The sequence below is a fragment of the Pseudoalteromonas sp. 11L1 genome, from assembly GCF_055397545.1.
Genome location: NZ_AP041141.1, coordinates 1537705 through 1556093 on the forward strand (window position 1 = coordinate 1537705; position 18389 = coordinate 1556093).

11 protein-coding genes are annotated in these 18389 nt (G+C 40.2%); 5 read left to right on the forward strand and 6 right to left on the reverse strand.

The window, feature by feature from the left end:
• Positions 1–45: 45 nt before the first annotated feature.
• On the reverse strand, positions 46–2166 hold the full coding sequence (locus ACZ5WS_RS07080) for a TonB-dependent siderophore receptor (protein ID WP_464711332.1): 2121 nt from the start codon (positions 2164–2166) through the stop codon (positions 46–48).
• A 182-nt stretch (positions 2167–2348) separates the two neighbouring features.
• Positions 2349–3518, reverse strand: a complete 1170-nt coding sequence (locus ACZ5WS_RS07085) for a DcaP family trimeric outer membrane transporter (RefSeq protein WP_464711334.1) — start codon at positions 3516–3518, stop codon at positions 2349–2351.
• Between the two features lie 774 nt (positions 3519–4292).
• Between ACZ5WS_RS07085 and acs the strand changes: the two genes are divergently transcribed.
• From acs to ACZ5WS_RS07100, 3 genes are all read left to right on the forward strand, one after another.
• Positions 4293–6233, forward strand: coding sequence for an acetate--CoA ligase (acs, locus tag ACZ5WS_RS07090; RefSeq protein ID WP_464711336.1), 1941 nt, complete (start codon positions 4293–4295; stop codon positions 6231–6233).
• Between the two features lie 92 nt (positions 6234–6325).
• Positions 6326–6985, forward strand: a complete 660-nt coding sequence (locus tag ACZ5WS_RS07095; RefSeq protein ID WP_464711338.1) for a response regulator transcription factor — start codon at positions 6326–6328, stop codon at positions 6983–6985.
• Between the two features lie 148 nt (positions 6986–7133).
• The gene (locus ACZ5WS_RS07100; RefSeq protein ID WP_464711340.1) at positions 7134–8741 is read left to right on the forward strand and encodes an AbgT family transporter; all 1608 of its coding nucleotides are present in this window, start codon (positions 7134–7136) and stop codon (positions 8739–8741) included.
• A 76-nt stretch (positions 8742–8817) separates the two neighbouring features.
• Here the strand turns inward: ACZ5WS_RS07100 and purU are convergent, their stop codons facing one another.
• Complete coding sequence (gene purU, locus ACZ5WS_RS07105; protein ID WP_464711342.1) at positions 8818–9648, reverse strand: formyltetrahydrofolate deformylase; 831 nt, start codon at positions 9646–9648, stop codon at positions 8818–8820.
• A 404-nt stretch (positions 9649–10052) separates the two neighbouring features.
• Between purU and ACZ5WS_RS07110 the strand changes: the two genes are divergently transcribed.
• Positions 10053–11720, forward strand: a complete 1668-nt coding sequence (locus ACZ5WS_RS07110) for a methyl-accepting chemotaxis protein (RefSeq protein WP_464711344.1) — start codon at positions 10053–10055, stop codon at positions 11718–11720.
• A gap of 219 nt (positions 11721–11939) precedes the next feature.
• Positions 11940–13292 carry a magnesium transporter gene (locus tag ACZ5WS_RS07115; RefSeq protein WP_138609317.1) on the forward strand — a complete coding sequence of 451 codons (1353 nt, stop codon included), beginning with the start codon at positions 11940–11942 and terminating at the stop codon, positions 13290–13292.
• A gap of 78 nt (positions 13293–13370) precedes the next feature.
• Here ACZ5WS_RS07115 and ACZ5WS_RS07120 read toward each other — a convergent pair whose 3' ends face one another.
• The 3 genes from ACZ5WS_RS07120 to ACZ5WS_RS07130 all read right to left on the reverse strand — a co-directional run bounded on the left by ACZ5WS_RS07120 (position 13371) and on the right by ACZ5WS_RS07130 (position 18355).
• On the reverse strand, positions 13371–14366 hold the full coding sequence (locus tag ACZ5WS_RS07120) for a GGDEF domain-containing protein (protein ID WP_138609319.1): 996 nt from the start codon (positions 14364–14366) through the stop codon (positions 13371–13373).
• 328 nt (positions 14367–14694) lie between these two features.
• Entirely contained in the window at positions 14695–15078 is a 384-nt protein-coding gene (locus ACZ5WS_RS07125) for a DP-EP family protein (RefSeq protein WP_464711348.1), read from the reverse strand.
• A 22-nt stretch (positions 15079–15100) separates the two neighbouring features.
• Positions 15101–18355 carry an nSTAND1 domain-containing NTPase gene (locus ACZ5WS_RS07130; protein WP_464711350.1) on the reverse strand — a complete coding sequence of 1085 codons (3255 nt, stop codon included), beginning with the start codon at positions 18353–18355 and terminating at the stop codon, positions 15101–15103.
• Positions 18356–18389 lie beyond the last annotated feature (34 nt).

Genomic DNA, 18389 nt, shown 5'->3' on the forward strand with positions numbered 1-18389 from the left:
TTTTTATTGTTTGCTATACAGTGACTTAAAGCCTAATTGTTAGCTTTATAGCTGCCAGTTAACTGACAATGAGTAGTTACGTGGTGCCCCGTAATAACCTTGTGCCCAATAGAGGCTGTTTATGTACTTTTCATCAGTGCTGTTATTAACATTAAAGGTAACACCGACGTTTTGAGTAATTTCGTAGGTGGCCATTAAATCTAATATGCCATAAGCCCCTTGTTTTGTAGTAACCAATGCGTTACCTGCTGGGTCTTTTACTTGCACGCGGCTAGTCGCATCTTGCCAGCGGTAATTAGCACCTAAGGTTAAACCATTAATAAATGGTACTTGATAAGTAGCTGCCATTTTTAATTGGTTTTCGGGGGTGTAATCTTTTACAAGCTCATCACCATCAATGCTTAAATTACTAAAGCTGATGCTAGCACTTAAATCATCTGTTAATCGACCGCTTAGCTCAATTTCGAAACCATCACTGTTGATACCATCTGCAGCATAATAACGCGTATCGCTAGGAAGAGAGTCTGGAAGCGCAATAGCAAGTCCATCTTGTTTAGCATCAAAGTAGGCCAGTGTTACAAATACTTGCTCATCTAAAAGTTGAGCTTTTAGGCCAACCTCAGCACTTTTACCAATAACCGGAGCCAGTTGTTCAGCGTTAATGTCTAACTCTTTTTGTGGCACAAACGTTTCGGTGTAGCTTGCGTAAGCTGATAACGACTCGGTAAAGTCGTACACAGTACCAATGTAAGGAATAACCTCTGAGTCATCGCGGGTTTGCACTACACTATAAGCTGTACCTTTAGTTTCCCAATCGGTATAGCGTACGCCTGCCAAAATGCTTAATGGCTCTGCTAGTTTTATACGAGTTGAAACATAGGCCGATCTTTGTGTATTTTGTACATCACTGCCGTTAGGTTTATCAGCAAGCGTTGCCTCTGGTGCAATCCCATCCCAAGTCGCTAAATCAGGCATCGTAGGGAAGCCATTTCCTGTGCTGTAGTCATAAAGCGATTGGTCATTAAAGTCCATGTTTGCTTGACTAATACCAAATGATAAGTCGTGCTCTAATGAAAACAACTCAAACTTACCGCTGGCATATAAATCAAACAAATCTTGCGTGTCTTTGTAATCATAACGACTCGCATAGCCGGTTAAACCTAAACCAGTTTCTTTATCTGGGGTACCATATACATAAAACAACTCAGAATTTTGTTCATTTTTTATATGGGCATAACGGGCTTTAGCAACCCAAGTCGCTGATAAGTTTTGCTCAAGTGTTACATAGATACGTTCAGCGCTATTATCCCAATACGACCAATCTGCAGCTGTACTAGTTGATTCATCATAATCAGTTGGTGAACCATCAGTGTAATAAAGGGGTAATGCGCCCCACAATGGGCTGTCAGCATCTTTTTGTTGGTTTACGTAGTTAATGCTCAGTAGCGTATCGTCAGCTAGCTTTCCTTCATAGGCAAGGTAGGCAATAGTTTTATCGGTTTCGTAACGATCTAAATATGACTCTTTATCTTGCTTGGAAAATACAGCGCGAACAGCGTGTTCATCGTTAATCGGTGCAGAAACATCTATATCTACACGCTTGTTATTCCACGAACCATAAGAAGCAGATGCATGAGCTTGTGTTGTGTAGGTTGGTTTTTTTAGCACCATGTTTACAGTAGCCGATGGGTTACCCGCACCGGTCATCATGCCATTGGCACCACGTACAATTTCAACACGGTCGTAAATTGCAGTATCAAGTGTCCCTTGAATTGAACCAGAGGTTTGCGGAGTGCCTAAGCCATCAATTAAAAAGTTAGTTATCTCAAAACCACGGGCTTTAAAGTATGTACGATCGGTTTCTATTTGCTCTACTGTTACGCCTGGTGTGCTTTCTAGTACCGCATTAATATCATCAAGTGAAAAGTCATCCATCAACGCGCGTGAAACAACGGAAATTGATTGCGGGGTTTCTTTAATTGTTAAACCTAGCTTAGTTGCAGACTGCGCTTCTTCGGTAATATAGTTTTTATGATGTTGCCCATAAACGGCAATTTTTTCTAAAGGCAGGTTGTCTTGCGTGTCGTTTGCAACAGCATGACCAGATAAAACTAGTGAAGTAAGTAGACTCAGTTTAAATGCAGAGTTTTTTTGTTTGTGCAGCATCTTGTTTCCCATAAGATTAAATTTGGCTGGTAATTTAATCTAAATGAGAGTGATTTGCAATTGCGTTATTGTAATATTTTACACGTCATCAATGTTATTTTAAAAAAGTGTACAGGTGTATTTACTATGGAAACAAAAAAGCGGCCGAAGCCGCTCAGGAAGTATTTTAATTGGTTAGGAAATTAAAACGCATATTTAACAGAGAACTGTAAGCGATCCATGTCGCCATCTACGCCACTTTCAAGCTCACGTTCTGCATGTTTAAATTCAGCACCAAAGGTTAGACGTTTAACCGGTGAGTATAAAATATTTGCACTGTAGCTTTGGCTTGATTCTGTAGGATCGCCATACATTGCTAGTAGGTTTTCATCGTTATCAGCAGATAAGAACGAATATAGGAAAGTAGAGCGCCACTGACTGTTCCACTTATGTTGATACGCAATAAAACCAGATGTTGAATCAATCGCATCTAAATCATCACCATTAAGAACCGCCCCACGTGCTACGTTTAGACCCACATAACGACCTAACCCTTTCCCTTGGGTAAGCATAAATTTTAGATTGTCTTCACCAAGTTTCACCATACCCGATGCACTAACACCAAATGAGGTTTCATCGGCATCAACACCACCTACTTTGTAGGTCAGTTGACGAGCAAGGGCTGCTACTACAAAGTTACCCCAATCCGCTTTGTGAGTATAGCGTGCGGTAAAGTCAGGTAATGAGGCATCATCAGTCACTGCCATACCACCACCTGCTGTAGTAATTGTGCTTTCTGGATTTTCTAAAGAGAAAGACCATGCACCTGTAGTGTATTTAATTTGAGATTGGCGAACGAACACTGTGCCTTCTGCTGGGCCAACAAAATCAAGCGCTTCTGGTAATGCACCAACGTTTTGAAAGTTTGACCATGTTTGACCAAATAACCAACCATCGTATGAAATAAATGCATGGCGAATACGCGGAGAATATGAATTAGACACACGCTCGTTGCCACCTGGGGCAGAAGCTAAAAAGTCTAGCTCTATTTTAGTTTTAATCGTTTTACCGTTATCTAGTAAGGTAGCAGTTCCAAAATTGAAACGTGACTCACGAGCGTGCATATCAAATACTGCGTCTGAACTATCATCGCTACCAACTGTTAATGTACTTGGTACATAAAAGTCACGGCCAACACTGCTGCCAGCAGGAGCGCCTGCTGAATAGTCACTCCACATTGCGTCGAGTTTAATGTATCCACCGTAGGTGAATTCTGTATCACCTATTTTTGCAGCTGTTGCAGCATAAGCTGTACTAGAAAGTGCACATAGTACAGCAGTCGCTGCCAGTGTTTTAATTGGAGTTAATTTCATTGTTGTGTCCTTTTATAGGCTACTTGTTGTATGTTTTATTATGATATGCATTAATGTGTGTTACTTATATAGTACTAACAGATTGAATTTATTGTCTTTAATTTAACTTGTTAGTAAATACGCGTTTTTAATAAACAATCAAAGTTTTTGTATATTTAAGCTACTGTTGTATATGTGCACAATTTACTCAATTAACTATTAGTCTATTAGACTAAGGTTTAATAATTATTGAGGGCCCACATACTTTTATTTAATAGTATGTTTTTTATGTAAATAGGGTATAGCCATGAGGATTATAGATAAGATATTGGGGTCTGTTGACCTTTGCGGATTAAAATTTGTTCAAACTAGGGGCGATTAAATCATGGCGCGAGGTTTGTAACCTAGTGGGCTCGATAACTGCTCCTGCGTTATTCTACTGGCTTACATCCATGTAAGAATAAGTAAAAACCGAGCAAAGCTTCCGCGTCCTGCTTACGCCCCTTACCTACATCCATGTAGGCAACAAAGAGTAAATCGCCCCTAGGCAGAACCCATCGGGCAGCGCCTGTTTGGCATTGATGCTGCGTTATCGCCTATTTATGGGGAATAACCACACCACATAGGCTCTGCCTTGCCTAAATACCAAACAGACTGCTGCAAATTTAACCTTGAAAGGTCAACAGACCCTAGTTATTTGAACCCAGATACAACTAATGTCTAATATTTAATAGTGCACTGCTGAGTAATCCTTGATGAAAAGCCTAAGGCAAGTAATATAAATTGGAGACTAATATGTCACAAAGTATCTATCCAGTTCCTGCACATATAAAAAGCGCAGCGCTCGTCGATAATGAAAAATATAATACGATGTATAAACAGTCTATTGAAGACCCTGAAGGGTTTTGGGCTGAGCACGGTAAGCGTCTTGACTGGTTTACTCCATACTCAAAAGTAAAAAACACTTCATTTGATAAAGGCCATATCAATATTAAATGGTATGAAGATGGCTACCTTAATGCCTCTTATAACTGTATTGATCGTCATTTAAAAACAAAAGCAGATAAAGTAGCGTTAATTTGGGAAGGTGATGATCCTTCTCAAAGCGAAAATATTACCTATCAACAGCTACATGATGAAGTGGCAAAATTTGCTAATGGTTTAAAAAAATTAGGTGTTAAAAAAGGTGACCGTGTAGCCATTTACATGCCAATGAGCCCACAAGCGATATACGCAATGCAAGCTTGTGCCCGCATAGGTGCTATTCATTCAGTTATATTTGGTGGCTTTTCACCGTCTGCTATTGCGGATCGTATTAATGATTCGGGTGCTAAAGTGGTGATCACCTCAGATGAAGGCCGACGTGCAGGTAACTGTGTGCCGCTAAAAGCTAATGTAGATGAAGCCGTATTACAAGATTCTGTCACCACTGTTGAGCATGTAGTGGTGCATAAACTAACTTCAGGCGATGTTGATTGGCACGACCATGATATTTGGTGGCATGACTTAGTTGCAGATCAAACGCCAGAGTGCGAACCTGAACACATGAATGCTGAAGACCCGCTGTTTATTTTATATACCTCAGGTTCTACAGGTCAGCCTAAAGGTGTGGTACACACCACCGGTGGCTATTTAGTGTATTCATCTATGACTCACGAATACATTTTTGATTTAAAAGACGATGATATTTTTTGGTGTAGTGCTGATGTAGGCTGGATCACAGGTCACAGTTATATTGCATACGGGCCGCTCGTTAATGGGTGTACGCAAGTGGTATTTGAAGGCGTACCGACTTACCCAACAGCTGGTCGTATGGGTGAAGTGGTTGATAAACATAACGTAACGATTTTATACACAGCACCTACTGCCATTCGCGCATTGATGGCTAAAGGCGAAGAGCCGATTGCCAGCTCACATCGTGACAGCTTACGTATTTTAGGTTCTGTGGGTGAGCCAATCAACCCAGAAGCGTGGACTTGGTATTATGAAAAAATTGGTAAGTCGAATTGTCCTATTGTAGATACATGGTGGCAAACCGAAACTGGTGGCATCATGATTGCGCCATTACCAGGTGCAACCGATATGAAACCAGGCTCTGCAACCCGTCCATTCTTTGGCATTGCACCGGCGTTATTTGATGCTGAAGGCAACACATTAGAAGGTGCGGTTGACGGTAACCTTGTCATTTTAGATAGCTGGCCTTCGCAAGCGCGAACCGTGTATGGCGACCACGAGCGCTTTGAACAAACCTACTTTAGCGCTTACCCTGGTGTGTACTTTACCGGTGACGGTTGTCGTCGCGATGAAGATGGTGATTACTGGATCACAGGACGCGTTGATGATGTACTTAATGTGTCTGGGCATCGTTTAGGTACTGCTGAAATTGAAAGTGCTTTAGTTGCTCATGAAGCTGTAGCTGAAGCGGCTGTAGTAGGTTACCCACACGATATTAAAGGCCAAGGTATTTACGTTTACATAACTCCTAACGAGGGTGTAACGGTGAGTGATGAGCTAACTAAAGATATCCGTAATTGGGTTCGTAAAGAGCTAAGCCCAATAGCATCACCGGATATGATTCAGTGGTCGCCAGGTCTACCAAAAACACGTTCTGGTAAAATTATGCGTCGTATTTTACGTAAAATCGCGGCAAATGAACATCAACAGCTGGGCGATACTTCAACGCTTGCGGATCCGTCTGTGGTTGATGAGTTAGTAGAAAATCGATTAAATCGTTAATTTCGCGTTAAAAGCTTGATTAGAAGTTGATTCTAAACGTAGTATATCGGCTGTTGTCTATTGGATAGCGGCCGAATTTTTGGGAGTGAACAATGAGTCAGTTTTTAATAGCGGACGATCATCCGTTATTTCGTGAAGCACTAAAAGGCGCTTTGAGTGCAAAGTTTGCGGGTTTAGAAGTATTTGAATCAGCAGATTTTGACAGCACACTGCAGGTGTTAAACGAACAAGAAGACCTTGATATATTACTACTAGATTTACACATGCCAGGTAACGGTGACTTATACGGCTTGATCCGTATACGTGAAGATTACCCAAGCTTACCTATTGCGGTGGTTTCGGGTAGTGAAGATGTAAATATTGTTTCGAAAGTTATGGGTTATGGCGCTATGGGGTTTATTCCTAAATCATCTTCATCTGATGATATTGCCAACGCAATTAACCAAATACTCGAAGGCAATACTTGGCTGCCAACTGAACTAAAAAGTAAAGTGGCTGAAATCGAAGGCGCAGATAGAGAAATTGCGGCACAAGTGGCATCACTTACTCCACAGCAATATCGCGTATTACAATACTTGCACGAAGGTTTACTGAATAAACAAATAGCCTACGAACTCCACATTTCAGAAGCCACAGTCAAAGCACACATTACTGCCATATTTAGAAAACTCGGTGTTTATAACCGTACCCAAGCTGTTTTAATTGCTGCAAAACTACAACTAGAACCGATAGAGCAAGCCCAAGCAGACTAAATTAGAGGCGAGAGCCTCTTTTTTGCAATCCAATCACAACAAACCCCTCAGTTATTACCATGACATAACAAGTCATTCATCTTTATTACATGACCTGCTCAGAAAATAATGCTAGGTTACGGGCATTTTGTAATTAAGAGAGCATGGTATGTCAGACTCAATAGACTCACCACACACATCCCAAGATGAAAATCAGGTCGCAAAGGGCGGCTGGTTTAATCGATTTTTAGCCACGGTAGAATTTTTAGGGAACATGCTTCCCCATCCAATTACCTTATTCGCGCTGTTTTGTATTGCCATTATTTTATTTAGTGGCGTTGCCGATTTGTTTGGACTAAGTGCTATCGATCCTCGCCCTGAGGGCTCTGCCGGGCGCGATCCCGATGGTGTAATTGAAGTGGTTAGCCTACTCAGTGCTGAGGGCTTACAGCGTATTGTAACTGGCTTAGTTACTAACTTTACCAGCTTTGCCCCATTAGGCACGGTATTAGTGGCGTTATTAGGTGTAAGTGTTGCCGAGCATTCAGGACTATTGTCAGCAGCAATGCGTGGCATGGTTATGGGCGCATCTAAACGCTTAGTAACTTTTATGGTGGTATTCGCTGCTATTTTATCGAACACAGCATCTGAACTGGGTTATGTAGTATTGATCCCCCTAGCGGCAATGATATTTCATAGCTTAGGTCGTCATCCGCTTGCAGGTCTTGCTGCCGCGTTTGCTGGTGTATCGGGCGGCTATAGCGCTAACTTATTACTTGGTACTATCGATCCGTTATTAGCAGGTATTACGACGCCTGCAGCACAAATGATTGACCCAACTTACCAAGTAGGCGCTGAAGCAAACTGGTATTTTATGATGATTTCAGTGTTGCTAATTGCTGTTTTAGGCACACTCGTTACTGAGAAAATTGTTGAGCCACGTTTAGGTAAATATAACCCAGATGAAGCCAGCGAAGATTTAGCTCAAAATAATATTGCCGGTTTAACTGACAAAGAAAAATCAGGTTTAAAATGGGCTGGAGTTTCATTACTTGTTGTTTCGTTGTTACTCGCTTGGACGATTGTTCCAGCAGACGGTATTTTACGTAACCCTGAAACAGGTCTAGTTGCTCACTCTCCGTTTTTAAAAGGGATTGTTGTTTTTATTTTTGTCACCTTTGGTATTCCGGGTTTTGTGTATGGTCGCGTGGTTGGCACCATGAAAAATGATAAAGACGTGATCAATGCCATGAGCAAAAGTATGAGCTCTATGGGCATGTACATTGTATTGGTGTTTTTTGCTGCACAGTTTGTGGCATTTTTTAAATGGACTAACTTAGGCACCATTTTAGCGATTAATGGTGCCGCATTACTACAGGCACTTAGCTTAACTGGGCCGGAAGTATTTGTACTGTTTATTTTGATGTGTGCTTTAGTTAACTTAACTTTAGGCTCATCGTCAGCGCAGTGGGCAGTAACAGCACCTATTTTTGTTCCTATGCTAATGCTTATAGGTTATGCACCCGAGACAATTCAAGCGGCTTATCGTATTGGTGATTCAGTAACTAACTTAATTACCCCGATGATGAGTTACTTTGGTTTAATTCTCGCGGTTGCCACTAAATACAAAAAAGACATGGGAATAGGTACTTTGGTAGCCACTATGTTGCCATACAGCTTAATCTTCTTTGTTGGCTGGGTGGTACTGTTTTACTTATGGGTATTTGTTTTAGGTATGCCAGTAGGCCCTGGGGCACCAACGTATTACACACCCTAATTAAGTAAGGTTTAATATTTACTTATAAAAAATGCCAGCTTAGTCGCTGGCATTTTTAATTTTAATATAAAACTAATTATGAAAATACGACGGTTTTATTGCCATTAATAAACAGCTTATGTTCTGATGCCAGTTGCAGTGCTTTACAAAACACCGTTTTCTCAACATCTTTACCCATTTTAGCCATCATCTCAGCTGTATTCGCATGGGTCACACTCGACACGTCTTGTAAAATAATAGGGCCTTCGTCTAGCTCATTATTAACAAAGTGAGCTGTGGCACCAATAATTTTTACACCACGTTCAAACGCCTGATGATACGGCTTTGCACCAATAAAAGCAGGTAAAAATGAGTGATGAATATTAATGATTTTACCCTCAAAACGACCCACAAATTCAGGGCTCAAAATACGCATGTATTTAGCTAGGCCAATAATGTCAGGGTTATAGCTGGCAATTAAGTCACCGACTTTTTCGTCGTGCTCACTGCGCGTAAGTCCTTCATGAGAAACCACATGAAAAGGAACATCAAACCCTTTCACTAGAGGCTCTAGAGTAGGGTAGTTGGCGATAACGGCGAGTATCTCAATGTTTAAGGCTTGTTCAAATTGCTTAAGTAACATGCCGCCCAAACAATGAGCTTCTTTTGTGGCTAATAGTACCACTTTGGTTTTTTCTTCACCGTGCAGTGCCACTTTTGCGCCAGCTGGTAATACGCCGCGCAGTTGTGACAAAAACTCAGCATGTGGTTCGCCAGTAAGCTCTGTGCGCATAAAAAAGCGCTGTGCATCTTTATCAACAAATTCATTATTACGAATAATATTTAAATTATGCTCATTACACAGTCCGGTAATTTTGGCGATTAAGCCTATATCGTCTGCGCATTGGGTGGTTAGTATATAACTCATTTTCCTCATTCTTACCCAGTGGTTAGTTGTTTCATTATTTGCGTTTTAACTCAGAAAGCAAGACCTTTGTTTGCTACCCAATGTTTAATTTATATTAAAGCTAAAATAGCGTTATTCAGGTTAATTTAGCTTTAAGTAAATTTAATAAAATGTGTACTAGTAGGGTTTGTAATAATGAGATAAATCAGTTATTTATTACTAGCTGTATACTATTGTCTAATTATAAAGTGGCTTTTAATGTGTTTTACTAACATACGAGTATATTAAATTGCGAAACAACGCCATCTGTGCTTAATTTGTATACAATTGTGGCGTTGTTGTCAGTAATATAAACAATGGAAACTTAGTTGTTAAGCTACCGAAAAGTAAAAGCTTAATGACTAATAATGTTAATTGGAGAAATAATGGGTAATTTAAGCTTAAAAAATAAATTGCTACTGTTGGCTGTTTTACCATTGATTGTATTACTAATCAGTTTTATGGCAGGTTCTTATTATTTAGAGATGCAAAATCAACAGCAAAACTTTAATGAGTTTAAAACTAAATTAATTGCTGATAAACAAACTTTGCTAAGAACAGAAATAGAAATCGGCTCTAAAGTAGTGCAATACCAATTGGCACAAGGAAATGAGCAAGACGCTAAAGATGCGTTGAGAGATTTAACCTTTGGTGAAGATGGTTACTACTTTATTTATGATACCAATGGTATTAGTGTTTTTCATGCCTTATTGGGTGATGCAATAGAAGGTCAAACTAAAATAGGCATGACCGACCCAAACGGTAAAAAAATAGTGGTTGGCTTACTTGAGCAAGCGCGTAAAGGCGGTGGCTCGTTTACCTATCATTTTCAAAAGCCCAACACCACCGGCTTAGTCGAAAAAATTGGTTATGCTGCCATGATCCCAGGTACTAATTGGATGATAGGTACTGGCACATATATGGATGATATTGAAGCCGAACTGGTAAAGTATCAATCAACCATGGAGCGCCATTTAAGCGAAAAAATGACCACTCTGGTTTTAATATCACTACTGCTTCTTGGTTTAGCTGCCGCAGGTGCGTTGTACGCTTCTAACAATATGCTAAAACCAATTAAACGTATGGTGCAAAGCTTAGATGATATTGCCAAAGGGGAGGGAGATTTAACCCGACGCCTAGAAATAGATACCCATGATGAAATTGGTCAGTTAGGTGAATCTTTCAATGTATTTGTGAGCAAGCTACACAGTATTATTGCCGGTGTGGTTGATGTAACAAGTGACGTTAAAACAGCCTCTTCAGATATTAATACACAAACATTACTCATAGAAGACAAGTTATTAAAGCATAACCATGAAACCGATTTAGTGGCAACAGCGATTACCGAAATGTCGGCAACATCGCATGAAGTTGCGCAAAATACCACACAAGTTGCAGTGTCAACGCAGGCGGCAACAAAAGAAGTGGCTAACGCGCAAGATTGTGTGGATGTTTCACTGAGCGAAGTATCAAACTTAATGGGCGAAATTAATCAAGCAGCAGAGCAGGTTAATTCGTTAAGTGAGCAATCTAAAAAAATTAACAGCGTATTGAGTGTAATTGGTGGCATTGCTGAACAAACAAACTTATTAGCATTAAATGCGGCAATTGAAGCGGCACGCGCAGGTGAGCAAGGTCGTGGGTTTGCGGTGGTAGCTGATGAAGTTAGAAGCTTAGCAAGCAGAACCCAAGACAGCACATTAGAAATTAACGAAATGCTAAGCGAGTTACATAATTTAGTGACGGCAGCAGTTGATGCTATGCATGCGAGTCAACAAAGCTGTAATCGTTCAGTTGAGTCTTCGCGCGCTATATCAGAAAGCTTAGGTGCGGTGACTACATCGGTAACAACAATTAATGATATGAGTACGCAAATTGCTACAGCAGCAACAGAGCAAAGCAGTGTAACAGAAGAAATTAACCGCAATGTGTATGCGATTCAAGAAATAGTTAATGAGTTAACACAGTCGAGTAAAACGACTTCGTCAGTAAGTAAGCACCTAGCTGGGCGAGGTGAAAACTTGGGTGACTTAGTAGGACAATTTAAAATATAGCGCGATTTAAAATACTAACTACACTAAGCCGTAACATTATTTGTTACGGCTTTTTTATTGGTTAGCGTTGAGTGGGTGATAGCAGCTATAAATATCTAACGACACAGAGATTTTTTAATATTTTTGGTCGTGTCTAATGTACACTATTAGCTATTCTTATTAATAAGTGCTTACTTATTACAGTAAATTTATAGTGAAAGACTATTTTAGGGTTTTAAAATGATAGAGTATCCGGTTGATCAGTTACCACAACTCATAAACGACTTATTGCAGTGTGATACCACAGAGCGTAAAAATAAATTACTGATAGATGCTCAACAAACCTTATCAACCGAACACTTATCTTTATTATTTGAAGCTATTCCTAAAGAGCAGCGCCTTGAAATTTGGCACTTATTAGATGAAGACACACAACACGAAATTTTCGTTAACTTAAGCGAAGATAGCTGTTTATGGTTACTGCAAACCCTAGATGACAGTGACGGTTTTAAATTATTAGACGAAGTTAACGTTGAAGAGCTGCTTGAATTAGAAGAAGTGATCCCGCAGCGCTTTACTGATTATGCAAAAAAACAGCTTGATGAAGCGCAAACTAAACAATACGAACTGGCGCAACAATATACACCTGAGCAACTAGGTCACTGGATTGGCTTTGACTTTTTAAAGGTGTCAGACAAGCTCACTGCGGGTGGCGCTAAAAAGCTGTTACATAAAGGGTTACCGCAGTACAGCGAAGTGATTTATTTAGTGAGCCGCAAAGGCAGCTTAATTGGTGAAGTAGCAGTTAACGACCTAATAAAAGCGCATGATAATCAAAGCTTAGTCACCTTAACTAATCATGATTTTACCTCATTGCACGCAGACCACGATTTATATGAAGCCGCCGAGGTGGTTATTCACAGCGAGCAAATGGCCATGCCCGTGGTTAATGCCGAAAACAAACTAATAGGGCGTTTAACCATTGCATCAGCTTACGAGTTACGTCAAGAAATTGCTGACGAAGCCACAGCAAAAGCGGGTGGTTTACGTGAAGACGAAGACCTATTTGCTAGTGTTCGCAAAAGTGCTAAAAACCGTGGTATTTGGTTAGGTATCAACTTAGCAACCGCATTTTTAGCCTCATGGTTTATAGGCTTATTTGGCGCCACTATAGAACAAGTGGTGGCACTTGCGGTATTAATGCCTGTTGTGGCATCAATGGGCGGAATAGCCGGTAGTCAAACCTTAACAGTTATAGTGCGCGGTCTTGCGCTTGGTCAGGTTACCGACTCAAACCGTAACGCTCTACTTAAAAAAGAGCTGCGTGTAGGGGCGGTAAATGGCTTGGTATGGGCTTTAGTGATTGGTTTGCTAACGTATCTATGGTTTAACGATATTATGCTTAGTATAACCATTACCGTGGCAATACTGCTTAATTTAGTGGCTGCGTCGTTGGCGGGCGTAGTGATCCCGTCTATTTTAGATAAAATGAAAATTGACCCTGCATTATCAGGCTCAGTTATTTTAACCACAGTGACTGATATTGTCGGCTTTGTGACCTTTTTAGGGTTAGGTAGTTTGTTATTACTCTAATTTTTAAGCTAAACGCCACCTCCATGAAGTGGCGTTTAATATAGATATAGCGTCATGAAAAGGCCTTTAATTTAAGCTTTAAACAATCGTACTTATTTTGTTTCTACCTTCTGTTTTTGCTCGATATAAAGCCGTGTCTGCGGCATACAATAGCGCCTCGTAGGTGCGGTACTGGTTATTATTTTCACAGGCAATTCCTTGGCTTACCGTAATTTTAACCTCTGGCGGCAATCCTATGTCGGTAAAGCTCATTTGTGCAATTTGTTGTTGTATATGGTTGGCCACAACCGTGGCGGTTTTTATATCGCAACGGGGTAAAATAATCGCAAACTCTTCACCGCCATACCTAGCAGCTAAACACTCTCTAGATGGAATGCATTGCAATAGCATTTTTGCTATTTTCTGTAAGCATTTATCGCCTTTAATATGCCCATAGGTATCGTTGAATTTTTTAAAGTGGTCAACATCAATTAATATACTGGTTAAAGGTTGTTGGCTTTGAATACTCTCTTGCCAGTACTTTTTTAACGACTCATCTAAAGCTAAGCGGTTAGCAAGCCCAGTTAAATGATCGGTTGAGGCCTGTATTTTTAAACGGTTATACATGGCTTTATGAGTACTAAGATCGTGAAGTATACACACGTACAACTTTTGCGCCGATGCGAGACTTTTTGGCATGCTTGATATTGATAAGTCAGCTTCAATCACATCGCCATTGGCTTTGTTTATAGCAACTTCATTTGGGCCAATGCTAAGAGGGGTGTCCTTAATACCAATCCAATTTAATAAGGTCTGTTTATATTTATCAAGGTCTGCACCGTGTAAAAACGACAGTAAATTTTCGCCTATCAGAGATTGCTGAGAGTAACCTAATAGCTGTGCTGCCTTTGGATTTGCAAACTCAAAACCTCCATGTTCATTCAGTACAAAAATACCTTCGGCGGTGCCATTAAATAATTCAATTAATGCATCAAATTGAGTATGCGAAAAAGGGGATAATAAAGCGCTATCGAAGGGCAATGCTTTATCGTTATTAGTTGCGGCAGTCTCTTTATTGTTAATTTGTTTCGACACGTTTTAGCCTTAGCATGGTACAGACGTTTTTGATGTCTACAAATTTACTTAAAAAAGTGCAATTAAACCTTTCGGTAACCTTCTTATTTTAACTGTTTGATATTTAATGATAAAAATTATGCTTGCACAGGTTTTAAGTAACCTGTGCAGGTGAAAATTAGTTACTCAGCAATTGAAAGTTGAGGTTTTTATTATAGATTAGTAATAAGGGATGGTTATTAATAATGCTGCTTGGTATGTGTTAGCGTTAAAGTGTTTGGCTTATAAAAATTGCACAGGAGTAAACCAGTCCTGTGCAATTTAAAAATTAATAATTAAGTGTTGTTAATTAATTTTTGTCTTTATTTTTAATTTGAGGATCGGTGCTTTTATACGCTTTGCCATTGCACTCAACGTTAAATACTAAACAGGCGGTGCCAGGGTTTTCATCGGTATCGATAATAGTAATGGTGCGGCCGTTATCGCTTACTTTAGAACTGAAATCTTGGGCGCAAGGTGTTTCTTTCTCGACATCAGTAATAGTAGCGCCGGTGAATAAAAAACCTTTAGCAAGCGTGGCTTCATCTAAACTATAAATGCCCGCGGTTTCGGTTCTTACAACTCCGCCGCCAGTCACTTCTTTGCCATCTATAAAGTATGTAAAATTAGCTTCGCCGTCACTGTCTAGTACAATATTTACAGTAAAGTGAATTTGCGCTTGAGTGTTATTCATATTATTTCCTTCGTATTCATGGTTATAGTTGAAAGTTGTTAATGCCCAGCTTAACTAGGCGTGCTTTTATTTTGGGTATTTCGTTTACGCGGTTCAAGCAAGTGTATGCTTGGACTAGTGGATGCGTTACATGAACGCTTTGATTTATTTTTACTGTTTGAATGATCGCATTAAATGCACTTAAGCAGAGTTGCTCTTGCTGTACTTTATTTTCAGTTAATTTAGCTTCAAGTAAATTTTTGTTTGTAAAGTCTACATTATCACCACTCTTTGCTTTATTCGTTATGTACCGTTGATAGTTTACATCGTTCTCAAGTGCTTTTAATAGCTCATGGGCTTTTTGTGGTAACTGCCTATCAATAAAGTACTGTATAAGACTTAATTGTGTATTGATTGCAAAGTTATTTTTAAAGTCCTGCATTTTCATAAAATTGATAATATCCTTAACTCGGTTATCAACGTTTTTATTAGGTGAAAGTACTAACTGGTGAGCTAAGAAGCGATAATAAGCACGTTGAAATTCTTTACTTTTTGGGTCTTGCAAGCGTGCATTATTAATTGCTTTAGTCGCTTGCATAGCATAATTGTAGGCATTTTTTTTGTTCGGTAGATAACTAAAAAGGTAGCTTTTCTGTATAAAAGCATTTGCTAAATCAGATAATAAACTGGCATCAGCTGGGTATTCAATTAATAAACTTTTTAACTCATTAGATACATTTCCGTACATGGTTAATGCTGCGTTAAAATTACCTAATCTCTCTTCTGTTTTTGCAATCCAACTGATGGTATCGGCTTTATCGCGTAACAAATTTTTATTATTGGGTTTAAGCTCAAGGGCTTCTTTTTTTAAAGCAAGCGACTCTGTAAAGCGTTGTTTCGCGCCAGTGTAGTTAAATTGCTTTAAATACAAAGATCCCAGCGAATTATGCGAATACGATAACTCCATAATCGAGTTAAAACTATTTGGTGCTAATGAATACATTTTCTCACTGTAGGCATGATATTTTTTAAATAATGGTTCAGTAGCAGCGTAATCACTTTTATCATAATGGAGCTGGCCGAGCCAAAAGGCATTCGCACCGGCGAGTGTGAGAAGCTCTAAGTTGTTTGGCTGAATTTTTAATAACGCCTCAAGGCGAATGCGGGCGTTTTCAAAGGCGGTGAAGGCCTCAATGGTTTTCCCGCGAGAATAGGCCACTTCTCCCATGGCTTCCAGAGTTTGCGCGTACTGAAAGCGACTTTTAAATTCTCCTTGTTGACTGCTAAAGTTAAATAGCGAGCTTGGCTCATCAACTTGATTGGTAAAATACTCAAGTGCTTTATTACTAATGCCATCAAGTAAGTCCATACGCTTTACGCTGCGTAATTTATCGGCAAAATCACCTACCATAAATCCTAGTAAGCTTTCGGCTTCTTGGCGTTTTTGCTGTGCAAGTTGCTGCGCTTGAAAGCTAGTAACGCTCATAAATAGGGCAACACAGGTAAGTAAACAAAGCAGAGCGACGGTGCCGCGTTTTATGGTTGTTTTTGTTTTACTGTGTTTAAGAGAGCTGGTTATAAGCGCGCGTTCGTCATCGTCTAGTTCGAATATGTTGTCGTTTAATAAGGTAACGGCTTCTTGCAGCGGTTTACCCTGTGCTAACAGGTAGGCGTTACTTTTGTGCTCATTAAGCCATTGTTGCGTGTGGTGGTGTAAGCGGCTTTTTATAGCAAGGGCATCTTTATGGTCATTAATCCACTGTTTGGCACGTGGCCATTGGCGTAATAATGCCTCGTGAGCAAGGCTAAAGTAAGCTTCTTGGTTTTGCAAATGCGATACAAATAAGCGGCTATCGACCATGGCTTGAACCAGCTCTTTTTGGCTGGTGTTGGTTAACGCTTGCAAGCGGGCTGCGCGGCTCGTAATGGTTTTACCATCTGGGTTTAGTGTTACTAATTGCGATAACACGCTTTTTAGTTGCTGTTGTTGCGCTTTAGAAAGCCCTATAAATACCTCTTCGGCTTTTTTGCCAATGGCACCCTCAATACCACCGATTTTTTCATACACACTGTGCAATAACTCATTATTATCACTGCGCTGTAAATACAGCTCTTGCAGTGTGTATTGCAGCATGGGCAGTGCATCTGGATTATTGGCGGTATCGGCGCAAAGTATTTCATCCAGCGGGGTTTTAGTGTGTGGGTCTTGCGAAAACGTTAAATTAGCGGTTAACGCTGGCAAGCGAATAATTTGTTGTAGTTCATGGCGATTTGGCGGGGTTAAATCGTAATGCGCGCCATGAGCTTTGCCCACCATAAGACTTGGCTGCTCAACCACTAAAGGGTAAAAATCGTTACGACAGGCACTAAATACAATCACCGCTTTAGAGGTCGCTAAACGCTCAATAACAGATAAAAAATGACTTCGGGTGTCGTTACTAAAAAGCGGTGAGGAAAGTAGCACTTCTAAGCGGTCTATAAACAAAAACAATTGCGGCGTTTTTGCTGCTGTTTGGGTATTTGCAATTGTATTTTTTAAGCCGCTAATAACATTGTCTATGTCATGTTCTAGCTGCTGCGCCAGCGTTTGTGCGCTTAACCCTGTAAATACTGGAATGTCGTTAATATCCCAATCGAGCATGGCCGAGGCGAGATCTAAATACAGCCTATTTTGAGCTACATCTGCAAAGTCGAGTTGGGTGTACGACATTACTCTAATGCCGTTATAGCCTCGCTCGTCGAGTAGTTTTGGCAATATACCTGCATTAACTAATGATGACTTACCCGTGCCACTAGGGCCAAGGATTAAACAAAATGCGCGCTGCAATGTTACTTGGTTTGATACGCTCTCTAATAACCTGCTGATGGCATGATTACGACCAAAAAATAAGTGGGTATCGGTTGGGTTATATGCACTCAAACCTAAAAAAGGAGAGCCGCCTTGCCATGTGCTAACTTGGTTGGAGAGGTCATCCGCCAATGGAAACTCAACCGTTGCAATAACCCTATAACCACGTTTACGTATGGTTTCTATGTATTGCGGCGCGCTTGCTTTATCACCCAGAGCTTTTCGAAGTTGAGTGATAGTTTTATGCAGAGGGTTATCGCCGGTTTCTGTGTTTGCCCAGCAGTGAGTTAATAACGCGTCGCTACTCACAATCTCTGCTTGGTTTTGACACAAGTACAGCAACACATCCATGGCTTTTGGTTCTAGCTGTTTTTGTTCTTCAGCGCGTTGAATGGTGTTACTGGCAGGGGTGATTTGCCATTCACCTAAATAAAAGGGCGGTTGATGCATAATTGGCTCATTTTTATAGTTATAAGTGCATTTA